We start from the raw sequence: 10,554 nt of genomic DNA, 5'->3' as shown, positions 1-10,554 counted from the left end.
GGTGCCTTGCGCAGCGAAATAAAGGAGGAGGCCGAAGGCCGGGGGACATTCGCGGAGAAAGGTACCCCGTCGGCGGGTGCGCGCCCTGAACGCACGACACGACAAATCAAGCAGCGACCCTTCATCGAGCCCCCCGACGAGCCGCAGCCACAACCGTCTGAGCCGCATCCGCCATGTCGCTGGCAGAAATGATCGGAAGCCCCGATTGCCCGAGGATGGTCCGCCCAAGGGTTTCGTTGGTGCCCTTCATGCGCACCACGAGCGGCACCGACAGCTCGACCTCGCGCGCAGCGGCGATGATTCCGCGCGCAATCACGTCGCACTTCATGATGCCGCCGAAGATGTTGACCAGAATGGCGCGCAGGGTCGGGTTGCGCAGCATCAGCTTGAAGGCCTCCGTCACCTTCTCGGCCGTGGCGCCGCCGCCAACATCGAGAAAATTGGCGGGCGATCCGCCGTAGAGCTTGATCGCGTCCATCGTGGCCATTGCCAGGCCTGCGCCATTCACCAGGCAGCCGATGTCGCCTTCGAGTGGAATGTAGGAAAGATCGAACTTCGACGCCTCCACCTCAGCCGGGTCTTCCTCGTCGTAGTCGCGCATCGCGGCGATCTCCGGTTGGCGGAAGAGCGCGTTCGGATCGAAGTTGAACTTGGCGTCCAGCGCCATGACCCGGCCATCGCGCGTCAGCACCAGCGGATTGATTTCGGCCAGCGATGCATCGCAAGCGTCGAAGGCCTGGTAGAGGCTTTGCACCAGCGTGCGCACCTGCAGCATCGACTTTCCGGAGAAGCCGATGTCGCGCGCAATGCCGTCCGCCTCGGTCGCCTTCACGCCTGTGGTGGGGTCGATGAACAGCTTGCGGATTTTTTCCGGGGTTCGCGCCACAACTTCTTCGATGTCCATGCCGCCTTCGCTCGACGCCATCAGCGCAACGCGCCGCGACTCCCGGTCGACCACCATGCCGAGATAGAACTCTTTCTCGATCTCGACGCTCTCCTCGACCAGCAGGCGCTTGACCAGGCGGCCTTCGGGGCCGGTCTGGTGCGTTTTCAAGGTCATGCCCAACAGCTCGTTCGCGTGGCGCCGCACTTCGGCGGGCGACCAGGCCTGCCGGACACCGCCGCCCTTGCCGCGGCCGCCGGCATGAATTTGCGCCTTGACCACCCATGCCCTGCCGCCGAGCCGCGTGGCGGCATCGGCTGCTTCGTCGGGCGAAAAGCATGCATATCCACGCGGCGTGGGCACGCCGTATTTGCGCAATACGTCCTTGCCTTGGTATTCGTGGATATTCATGGCAATTTCAGGCGCCGAGTTCGGCGCCGCGGCTTTCGGCCCAATTGAAATAGCGCTTTTTCATGGCGCCGGCTTCGAGCTCCCGCTTTTGATGCTCTTCCTTCTTCTGCTCGATCACTTCGGCCAAAAATTTGGCGTCGTAGGCGCGCAGAAGATGCGGCTGGTGGGTATTCAGGTAATTGCAGACGCGCTCGATTCCGTCCTGGCTCTGGCGCAGCAGCTGGCAATAGATTTCGCGGTCCCAATGCCAGCGGAAACCCAACTCGTAGAACGCTGCGTTGTAGGCATTGCGCTCCGTCTCACTGCTCCAATATTGAACCGGCAAATCATCGATCATGAAATTTCTCCTAGAAATTGAGCGCCGGGCGGCAAATGTTTTGCGTGTCGGCATGATCAAAATGTAGATTCGATGATCGATAAATAATAGTTAAACTATTTTATTGAATGCATTTGCGATAAGTTATACATAGGTGGCCGTGAATTCCCACTGCGAATGAATTCGCACCCGCGATTTCCCTGGCCTTCAAAAACAGCGTTTCTTCAGTTCAGGCTCAAATCACGCCTTCGGCGCGCAGCGCCGCAACGTCGCCCGCCGTGTAGCCGAGCTGCGTCAGCACCTCTTCGGTGTGCTCGCCAAGAAGCGGCGAGCGCGTCACTTCGGTCGGGCTGTCGGACATCTTGATCGGGTTGCCCACCGTCAGGTACTTGCCGCGGGTGGGGTGGTCCACCTCGACGATGGTGCCGGTCTCGCGCAGCGACTCGTCGGCGGCAATCTCCTTCATCGAGAGAATCGGGCCGCACGGAATGTCGTACTGGTTGAGGATGTCCATGGCCTCGAACTTGTCCTTGGTCATGGTCCATTGCTCGATGCGCGCGAAGATCGGCTTCAGGTGCAGCAGGCGCGCCGCCGGCGTGGCATAGGCCTCGTCGGTAATCCAGCCTTCTTCGCCGATGACCTTGCACACCGCCGGCCACACGGCCCCTTGGGTAATGAAGTAGATGTACGCGTTGGGGTCGGTCTCCCAGCCCTTGCACTTGAGAATGGAGCCCGGCTGGCCCCCGCCCGATGCATTGCCCGCACGCGGCACCGCGTCGCCGAACTTGCCGTCAGGGTACTGCGGGTATTCGTGCATGGTGCCGGTGCGCTCCAGCCGCTGCTGGTCTCGCATCTTCACGCGGCAGAGGTTCAGCACCGCGTCCTGCATGGGCGCAAGCACCTGCTGGCCGCGGCCCGTGTTGTTGCGCTGGTAAAGCGCCGCCACGATGCCCAGCGCCAGGTGCAGGCCGGTGCCGCTGTCGCCGATCTGCGCGCCCGTGACCACCGGCGGGCCGTCTTCGAAGCCCGTGGTCGATGCCGCGCCGCCCGCGCACTGCGCCACGTTCTCGTACACCTTGCAGTGCTCGTACTTGCCGGGGCCAAAGCCCTTGACCGAGGCCACGATCATGCGCGGGTTGAGCTCCTGGATGTGGGCCCAGGTAATGCCCATGCGGTCGAGCGCACCGGGTGCGAAGTTCTCCACCAGCACGTCGCAAGTCTTGATCAGCGAGTCGAGCACCTGCTTGCCCTTGGGCTTCTTGGTGTCCAGCGTGATCGAGCGCTTGTTGTGGTTCAGCATCGTGAAGTAGAGGCTGTCCACACCGGGAATGTCGCGCAGTTGACCGCGCGTTGCGTCGCCTTCGCCGGCGCGCTCCACCTTGATCACGTCGGCGCCGAACCACGCCAGCAGCTGGGTGCAGGTGGGACCGGACTGGACATGGGTGAAGTCGAGAATGCGAACGCCCTCAAGTGCCTTGCTCATCAGCTGTCTCCTTTGATCGTGGTCTCTGCTTCTTGCAGACGAGCGCGCAATTTACGCTCTTCGGCAAAGCGGGCGGTTTCGTCTCGCACGATGGCAACGATGCCCGTGACCTCGCGATCCTCCGAGAACAGCATCGACACCGTGAAGGCGATCGACAGCGTGTGCCCGTCCTTGTGCAGCGCCGGCACGCGCAGCAGATCGGCACCGTACTTGGTGATGCCGGTTTCCATGGTCTTGTTGTAACCGTCCCAGTGGCGCTGACGCTGCCGCTGGGGAATGATCATGTCGAGCGACTGGCCCATTGCCTCGGCTTCGGTGAAGCCGAAGATGCGCTCGGCGGCGCGGTTCCAGAGCGTGATCGCCCCTTTCGCATCGCACACCATGATCGCGTCGCCGGCGCCTTCGACGAGCTGCTTGAAATCAACGTTCGCTTGCATGTTTACCTCTGGCGCTTCATGTCGATTTCCGGCTTCGCCCGCCGTGGGAGCGGGCGAAGCCGGGGGAGCCGCTACACGGCCTTGGATTCCTTCAGGTTGTCGATCTGTTCCTTGGTGTAGCCCAGTTCGGCCAGCACTTCGTCAGTGTGCTCGCCCAGGAGCGGCGAGGCGGTGACCTCGGGCTTGAGGTCCGAGAACTTGATCGGGCTGCCGATGGTCCAGTAGCTGCCTCGCTCCTTGTGCGGCACTTCGACGATGGAGCCGCTCTTGCGCAGCGACTCGTCGTGCAGCAGTTCCTTCATCGACAGCACCGGGGCGCAAGGAATGTCGTGCTTGCGGAAGATGTCCACGGCCTCGAACTTGGTCTTGTCCTTGATGAAGTCCTCGATGGTCGCGAAGATCTGGTCGATGTGCGGCTGGCGGGCCTTGGGGGTCATGTAGTCCGGGTCGGTCTTCCACTCGGGCTTGCCGAGCGCGTCGCAGATCGGGTCCCAGGCGTGGCCCTGCACCGTGAAGTAGATGTAGGCGTTGGGGTCGGTCTGCCAGCCCTTGCACTTCAATATCCAGCCCGGCTGGCCGCCGCCGCCGGCGTTGCCGCCGCGCGGCACCACCTTGTCCTTGAAGGCATCCATCTCGTGCGGGTACTGGGGGTATTCCTCCAGGTAGCCCACGCTGTCCAGGCGCTGCTGGTCGCGCATCTTCACGCGGCACAGGTTGAGCACGGCGTCCTGCATCGAGCAGGCCACCTTCTGGCCCTTGCCCGTTTGCTGGCGGCCGATGATGGCGGTGAGGATGCCGATGGCCAGGTGCATGCCGGTGTTGGAGTCGCCCAGTGCGGCCGCCGAAATGGTGGGCACCGAGTTTTCGCCCTTCCACCAGCCGGTGGTGGAGGCCGCGCCGCCCGCGCACTGCGCCACGTTCTCGTACACCTTCAGGTCTTCGTAGTGGTGGCCGTCGCTGAAGCCCTTGACCGAGGCGACGATCATCTTGGGGTTCAGTTCCTGGATGCGCGCCCAGGTAAAGCCCATGCGGTCGAGTGCGCCGGGGCCGAAGTTTTCCACCAGCACGTCGGATTCGCGGATCAGCTTTTCCAGCACCGCCTTGCCCTCGGGCTTCTTGGTGTCCAGCGTGATCGAGCGCTTGTTGCTGTTGAGCATGGTGAAGTACAGCGCGTCGACGTTCGGGATGTCGCGCAGCTGGCTGCGCGTGACGTCGCCGGCGCCCGGGCGCTCGACCTTGATCACGTCGGCGCCGAACCAGGCCAGCATCTGCGTGCATGCCGGACCGGCTTGCACGTGGGTGAAGTCGATGATCTTGATGCCGTTGAGGGGTTTGTTGTTGCTGCTCATTGCTGCGATCTCCTGATTGAATGAACGAATTACTTCTTCTTGGCCGTGGCCGGATTGAGGCTGGTGATGCGGCCGCTCTCGGTGCCGGCGGTCTCGTCGATCACGGCGTTGATGAGCGTGGGGCGGCGGGAAGCCACGGCTTCGGCCAGCGCCTTCTGCAGTTCGTCCGCGGTGGTGGCGTTGACACCCACGCCGCCGAAGGCTTCCATCAGCTTGTCGTAGCGCGCGTTCTTCACGAACACGGTGGGCGCCACGTCGGGCGTACCGCTGGAGTTCACGTCGGTGCCGCGGTAGACGCCGTTGTTGTTGAACACGACGATGCAGATCGGCAGGTTGTAGCGGCAGATGGTTTCCACCTCCATGCCGCTGAAGCCGAAGGCGCTGTCGCCTTCGATGGCGATCACCGGCTTGTCGGTGACCACCGCGGCGGCCACGGCAAAGCCCATGCCGATGCCCATGATTCCCCACGTGCCCACGTCCAGGCGCTTGCGCGGCTCGTACATGTCGACGATGCTGCGCGCGAAGTCGAGCGTGTTGGCGCCCTCGTTCACCACAATGGCGTCGGGCCGGGCCTTCACCTGGTCGCGGATCACGCTCAGCGCACTGTGGAAGTTCATCGGCGAGGGCCGCGCGGCGAGCGTCACGGCCATCTTCGACAGGTTCTTGTCCTTGCGCTCGGCAATGGCGCCGGTCCATTCGGCCGGCGGCTTGGCCCACTTGGCGTCGACGCCGGCGAGAAGCGCCGCCACGCAGGAGCCGATGTCGCCGATCACCGGCGCGGCAATGGCCACGTTGCTGTCGATCTCGGTCGGTGCGATGTCGATCTGGATGAACTGCTTGGCGCCCTTCTCCTGCCCCCAGGTCTTGCCCTTGCCGTGCGACAGCAGCCAGTTGAGGCGCGCGCCCACCAGCATCACCACGTCGGCCTCTTGCAGCACATAGGAGCGCGCGGCCGCGGCCGATTGCGCATGCGTATCGGGCAACAGGCCCTTGGCCATCGACATCGGCAGGTAGGGAATGCCGGTCTTCTCGATCAGCGCGCGGATGTCGGCGTCGGCCTGTGCGTAGGCGGCCCCCTTGCCGAGCAGGATCAGGGGCTTCTTGGCGCCCTTGAGCAGGTCGAGCGCGCGCTGCACCGCATCGGGAGCCGGAATCTGGCGCGGCGCCGGATCGATCACCTTGATGAGCGACCTGCGGCCGGCTTCGGCGTCCATGGTCTGCGCGAAGAGCTTGGCCGGCAGATCGAGGTACACGCCGCCGGGGCGGCCCGACACCGCCGAGCGGATGGCCCGTGCAATGCCCACGCCAATGTCTTCGGCATGCAGCACACGGAAGGCGGCTTTGCACAGCGGCTTGGCGATGGCCAGCTGGTCCATCTCTTCGTAGTCGCCCTGCTGCAGGTCGACGATCTCGCGCTCGCTCGAGCCGCTGATGAGAATCATCGGGAAGCAGTTGGTGGTGGCGTTGGCCAGCGCAGTCAGGCCGTTCAGGAAGCCCGGCGCCGACACCGTGAGGCAGATGCCCGGCTTTTGCGTGAGAAAGCCGGCAGCGGCCGCGGCATTGCCCGCATGCTGCTCGTGGCGGAACGAGATGACGCGTAGCCCTTCTGCCTGGGCCATGCGCGTCAGGTCGGTGATGGGAATGCCCGGCAAGCCGAAGATCGTGTCGATATCGTTCAGCTTCAGCGCATCGATGACCAGGTGGAAGCCGTCGATCGTGGTGTCGTGCGCCTCTTCCGGGGGTTGCTTGAGTGCGAGCACGACCGCGTCGCCTTCGGCAGCCTTGTTCTTTGGCTTGAGGGCGTCGTCGAGGGTCGTGGATGCCTCTTTATCCGTTCTTACTGAAGACATGTCTCTCCTTCTTGCTTGGGTGAATGGCCGAGGCCCGAGCCGGGACTATGATTCGGGGCATGTCTTTCGGGCGTTGACCTCGGTCAACTTTCCGGAAAACGGCACCAGCCAGATGAACCAGAAGTTGTTGTTGCGAATTCGAGCAAGACGGGCCCCATGACTTTGTTGGAAAACCATCCGGAGAAAAACATCATTCGCGCGCAGCTCCGGCAGAACATCCTTCTCAAGGACCTGAGCGAGAGCGAACGCGCCGAGTTGGAAACCCATCTCGTCATCGTGGACGGCAACAAGGGCGACTTTCTGCTGCACCAGGGCGTGCGCGAGATGGAGCAGTACTTCATCCTCGACGGCATCCTCAAGCGGGTGGTGAGCAACCCAGAGGGCAAGGAAATGATCCTGCGCTTTGCCGATGCGCACGACATGGAAACCAGCTACGCGGCCCTGCGGCTGGGCACGCCCACGCCCTACGGCATCGTGTGCGTCACCAAGGCCCGGGTGGCCAGCCTGCCGCTGAAGGAGTGGATCGCATTCCTGAACCGCCACCCCGAGACCAAGGAACTGTTCGAATACTGCGTGATGCGCGGCATGAGCGAAATCATGGCGCACACCATCACGCTGCATCTGCTCGATGCACCCGGGCGCGTGCACCGATTCATGCGCAAGCACCCCGAGTTGGAAGACCGCATTCCCAGCAAGGAGCTTGCGTCGTATCTCAACCTCTCCGCAGAAACCCTTAGCCGGCTCCGAAAGCGCGGAAAGATCTAGGCAGGCGCGCAGGCGCCCAGTCGCGCGCGGAATTCAGGTCTGCTTGGACGACGCGAAGCGGCGCGGAACGGTCATCAGGCGCAGCGCGTTGTCCACGCTGCTTACGCCGCCCACTTTGGAGGCCACGTCCTCCGTCAGCGCGCGTTCTTCCGCATTGAGAACGATGCCGCTCAGCTTTACCTTGCCCTGGTCGGCCTCGACGGTCACGCGGATGTCGCTGGTCGCCTCGTCGTCCTTCAGCGCCGACTTCACGCGCGCCGCAAGCGTCATGTTGGCCAAGAGCGCGCGCGAGGCCGGTGTTTCGGCAAACTCCGGCCGCTCCACCAGTGCGCGGATCTGCGCCACGCAGCTGTCCACCGAAATGCGATCTGTGTTGAGCACCAGGTCGTAGAGCACCGGGTCGCCCCATGTCACGCCGAACTGCGCATGCATGCGCGCCGCGTGCGCGTCGTCGCTGCGCCGGATCTCGGCTTCGGCAAACTCGGCGTCGTCGGTTTCCAGGTGCGCCATCAGCCATGCGACGCGATTCTTCATCGAGCGCGTGATGCGCACGCACACCACGTGCGGTACCGGCCGCAGCAGGCAGGTGGCGCCCCAGCCGCGCAGCACCACGTTGCCGCGGTCTGCCAGTGCAAAGAGCTCTTCGGCCGTGTAGAGCGCCAGGCTGCGCTTGTCGGCGGTGAGCCGTTCGACAAAGCCGGCCTTTCCGTCGCGCAGGCGGCCGATGAAGCTGGTCGGCACCTGCATGCGGTCGGCCACTCGCTCGATCGTCTCGTGGCGCATGATCTCGAGGCCGAGCTGCTCGGCAAGGCGCTGCGACACGTCCTTGGCGAGGGAGCCCATCTCCTGGGTGAGTGCAATCACTGGCATGTTGGTTGTTCTCCGGTCAGTCCACGGGGCGCTCGACGGCAAACTCGTCCGGCTTCTTCGGCTTGATGAAGGCCAGCACCTTGGAGATCAGCGGCCAGAACAGCAGCAACAGCGCCAGGGTGGTGATGCCACCAACCAGCGGGTTCGAGAACATGATCATCACGTCGCCCTGCGAGACCAGCATGGCCTGGCGGAACGAGTCTTCGGCCTTGTCGCCGAGCACCAGCGCCAGCACCAGCGGCGCGAGCGGAAAGTCGAGCTTCTTGAACAGATACCCCACCACGCCGAAGCCGAGCATGAACCAGATGTCGAGCATCGCGTTGTGCACCGTGTAGGCGCCAATGGCGCAGATCACGATGATCACCGGCGCAATGATCGAGAACGGAATGCGCAGGATCGAGGCGAACAGCGGCACGGTGCTCAGCACCACGATGAGGCCGACGATGTTGCCCAGGTACATGCTGGCGATAAGGCCCCAGACGAAGTCCTTCTGCTCGACGAACAGCAGCGGCCCGGGTTGCAGGCCCCAGATCAGCAGGCCGCCCAGCAGCACCGCGGCGGTGGGCGAACCCGGAATGCCCAGCGCCAGCATTGGCAGCAATGCGCTGGTGCCGGCGGCGTGCGCCGCGGTCTCGGGCGCAACCACGCCTTCCATTTGCCCGGTGCCGAACTTGGAGCCGCGCTTGGACATTTTCTTGGCCAGGCCGTAGGCCATGAAAGAGGCTGGCGTGGCGCCGCCGGGCGTGATGCCCATCCAGATGCCGATGAGCGAACTGCGCAGCGACGTTACCCAGTACTGCGGCAGCTGCTTCCAGGTCTGCAGCACCACCTTCGGATCGATCTTCGCGGTCTTGCCGGAGAACTTGAGGCCCTCTTCCATCGACAGCAAAATTTCGCCGATGCCGAACAGGCCGATCACTGCAATGAGGAAGTCGAAACCTCGCATCAGCTCAGGCTGGCCGAAGGTGAGCCGCAGCTGGCCCGTGACCGTGTCCATGCCCACACTCGCCAACGCAAAGCCGAGCGCCATGGACGCAAGAATCTTGAATGGCGACCCCTTGCCCATGCCCACGAAGCTGCAGAAGGTGAGCAGGTACACCGCAAAGAATTCGGGCGAACCAAACTTCAGCGCAAACTTGGCCACCAGCGGCGCGAGGAAGGTGATCATGATCACCGCCAGCAGCGCGCCAATGAACGACGACGTGAACGCCGTGGTGAGCGCCGCCCCCGCATTGCCTTGCTGCGCCATCGGGTAGCCGTCGAAGGTGGTGGCCACCGACCATGGTTCACCCGGAATGTTGAACAGAATGGAGGTGATGGCCCCGCCGAACAGCGCCCCCCAGTAGATGCACGACAGCATGATGATCGCCGAGGTGGGCGACATCGTGAACGTGAGGGGCAGCAGAATGGCCACGCCGTTGGCGCCGCCGAGCCCCGGGAGCACGCCGATCAGCACCCCCAGGATGATGCCGACGAACATCAGGCCGATGTTCATGGGGGTGAGGATCACCGAGAAGCCCTGCAGCAGGGCGCTGATTTCTTCCATTTCGCGTTTGCTCCGTGAAATTCAGTAGCCGAGGAATCGGAGGGGATCGAGAGCGCCCTTGAACAGCGGCACCTTGAACCACACCTCGAACATGAAGAAGAAAACCGTGTTGACGACCAGTGCCGCGATGACGCTCTTCACCCACGAGTACTTGCCGAGGAACACCATGAAGAGCGCGATGTAGATCGCCGACGCCAGGTACAGCCCGAGCAACGAGATGGCAAGCACGTACACGATGGCCGGCAGCAGCACCGAGAGCACGCGCTTCAGCTGCACGGAGTCGACGAAGATCTCGGTCTTCTTCTCTTTGCCCAGCAGCGCCTGGTACAGGATGCCGGCGCCGGAGATCGCGATGATCGCGCCGATGTAGAACGGAAAGTAGCCTGCGCCGGGGCCGTCGCTGGTCCAGCCGGAGCCCAGCCTCTGGCTCTCGACGATAACCACAAGGCCAATTGCCAGCAGGACCGCTGCCACCACCGCCTCGACCACGTTGGTCGCTACGCCAGTGCGTGCCGCGCCTTCGGAATTCTCGTCGTGCTCCATGGAGACCTCATCGTTCGTGTGTATGTACCGGGAAAAAAACGAGAGTGCAGCGCCCCGCCCGCCGCCCTTCAGCCGGCGGCCGCGTCCTCAGGCAAGGAGCG

Annotated in this window: 10 protein-coding genes; 1 reads left to right on the top strand and 9 read right to left on the bottom strand. The window is 63.5% G+C overall.

All coding sequences use genetic code 11. From position 1 onward, the window contains the following. Positions 1-121: 121 nt before the first annotated feature. From sucC to oxc, 6 genes are all read right to left on the bottom strand, one after another. The gene (sucC, locus tag V9L21_RS14870; RefSeq protein ID WP_337313050.1) at positions 122-1,294 is read right to left on the bottom strand and encodes an ADP-forming succinate--CoA ligase subunit beta; all 1,173 of its coding nucleotides are present in this window, start codon (positions 1,292-1,294) and stop codon (positions 122-124) included. Positions 1,295-1,301: 7 nt separating this feature from the next. Further along, positions 1,302-1,685: a hypothetical protein gene (locus tag V9L21_RS14865; RefSeq protein WP_337313048.1), complete on the bottom strand. Its 384-nt coding sequence runs from the start codon at positions 1,683-1,685 to the stop codon at positions 1,302-1,304. Positions 1,686-1,845: 160 nt separating this feature from the next. Further along, on the bottom strand, positions 1,846-3,093 hold the full coding sequence (gene frc, locus V9L21_RS14860) for a formyl-CoA transferase (protein ID WP_281148267.1): 1,248 nt from the start codon (positions 3,091-3,093) through the stop codon (positions 1,846-1,848). Next, entirely contained in the window at positions 3,093-3,530 is a 438-nt protein-coding gene (locus tag V9L21_RS14855) for a PAS domain-containing protein (RefSeq protein WP_337313045.1), read from the bottom strand. Before V9L21_RS14855 ends, frc (V9L21_RS14860) begins: the two co-directional genes overlap by 1 nt. Before the next feature lie 71 nt (positions 3,531-3,601). Then, positions 3,602-4,879: a formyl-CoA transferase gene (gene frc, locus V9L21_RS14850; protein WP_337313044.1), complete on the bottom strand. Its 1,278-nt coding sequence runs from the start codon at positions 4,877-4,879 to the stop codon at positions 3,602-3,604. A 29-nt stretch (positions 4,880-4,908) separates the two neighbouring features. Next, a complete protein-coding gene (gene oxc, locus V9L21_RS14845; protein WP_337313042.1) occupies positions 4,909-6,729 on the bottom strand; it encodes an oxalyl-CoA decarboxylase in 1,821 nt (606 codons plus the stop codon). Positions 6,730-6,885: 156 nt separating this feature from the next. Between oxc and V9L21_RS14840 the strand changes: the two genes are divergently transcribed. Next, positions 6,886-7,494: a Crp/Fnr family transcriptional regulator gene (locus V9L21_RS14840; protein WP_157615924.1), complete on the top strand. Its 609-nt coding sequence runs from the start codon at positions 6,886-6,888 to the stop codon at positions 7,492-7,494. Positions 7,495-7,527: 33 nt separating this feature from the next. On the opposite strand, the gene V9L21_RS14835 is transcribed toward V9L21_RS14840, so the two are convergent. From V9L21_RS14835 to V9L21_RS14825, 3 genes are read right to left on the bottom strand one after another with little or no spacing between them, the layout of a single operon-like run. Continuing rightward, positions 7,528-8,364 (bottom strand): cytidylate kinase family protein, encoded by an 837-nt coding sequence (locus V9L21_RS14835; protein ID WP_258502373.1) that lies wholly within the window; start codon positions 8,362-8,364, stop codon positions 7,528-7,530. A 16-nt stretch (positions 8,365-8,380) separates the two neighbouring features. Beyond that, positions 8,381-9,910 carry a tripartite tricarboxylate transporter permease gene (locus V9L21_RS14830; protein WP_337313038.1) on the bottom strand — a complete coding sequence of 510 codons (1,530 nt, stop codon included), beginning with the start codon at positions 9,908-9,910 and terminating at the stop codon, positions 8,381-8,383. 21 nt (positions 9,911-9,931) lie between these two features. After that, a complete protein-coding gene (locus V9L21_RS14825; RefSeq protein ID WP_258502376.1) occupies positions 9,932-10,453 on the bottom strand; it encodes a tripartite tricarboxylate transporter TctB family protein in 522 nt (173 codons plus the stop codon). Between the last annotated feature and the right edge of the window lie 101 nt (positions 10,454-10,554).

The organism is Variovorax sp. CCNWLW235, from assembly GCF_037204085.1.
GTDB lineage: Bacteria > Pseudomonadota > Gammaproteobacteria > Burkholderiales > Burkholderiaceae_C > Variovorax.
The sequence above is the reverse complement of the archived record's forward strand: the minus strand, read 5'-3'. Positions and strand labels throughout refer to the sequence as shown.

Bases quoted from the DNA above. Each gene is read 5' to 3' on its own strand.
- frc (WP_337313044.1), bottom strand. From the start codon at position 4,879: ATGAGCAGCAACAACAAACCCCTCAACGGCATCAAGATCATCGACTTC.
- V9L21_RS14865 (WP_337313048.1), bottom strand. From the start codon at position 1,685: ATGCCGACACGCAAAACATTTGCCGCCCGGCGCTCAATTTCTAGGAGA.
- oxc (WP_337313042.1), bottom strand. From the start codon at position 6,729: ATGTCTTCAGTAAGAACGGATAAAGAGGCATCCACGACCCTCGACGAC.
- V9L21_RS14855 (WP_337313045.1), bottom strand. From the start codon at position 3,530: ATGCAAGCGAACGTTGATTTCAAGCAGCTCGTCGAAGGCGCCGGCGAC.
- V9L21_RS14830 (WP_337313038.1), bottom strand. From the start codon at position 9,910: ATGGAAGAAATCAGCGCCCTGCTGCAGGGCTTCTCGGTGATCCTCACC.
- V9L21_RS14835 (WP_258502373.1), bottom strand. From the start codon at position 8,364: ATGCCAGTGATTGCACTCACCCAGGAGATGGGCTCCCTCGCCAAGGAC.
- sucC (WP_337313050.1), bottom strand. From the start codon at position 1,294: ATGAATATCCACGAATACCAAGGCAAGGACGTATTGCGCAAATACGGC.
- frc (WP_281148267.1), bottom strand. From the start codon at position 3,093: ATGAGCAAGGCACTTGAGGGCGTTCGCATTCTCGACTTCACCCATGTC.
- V9L21_RS14825 (WP_258502376.1), bottom strand. From the start codon at position 10,453: ATGGAGCACGACGAGAATTCCGAAGGCGCGGCACGCACTGGCGTAGCG.
- V9L21_RS14840 (WP_157615924.1), top strand. From the start codon at position 6,886: ATGACTTTGTTGGAAAACCATCCGGAGAAAAACATCATTCGCGCGCAG.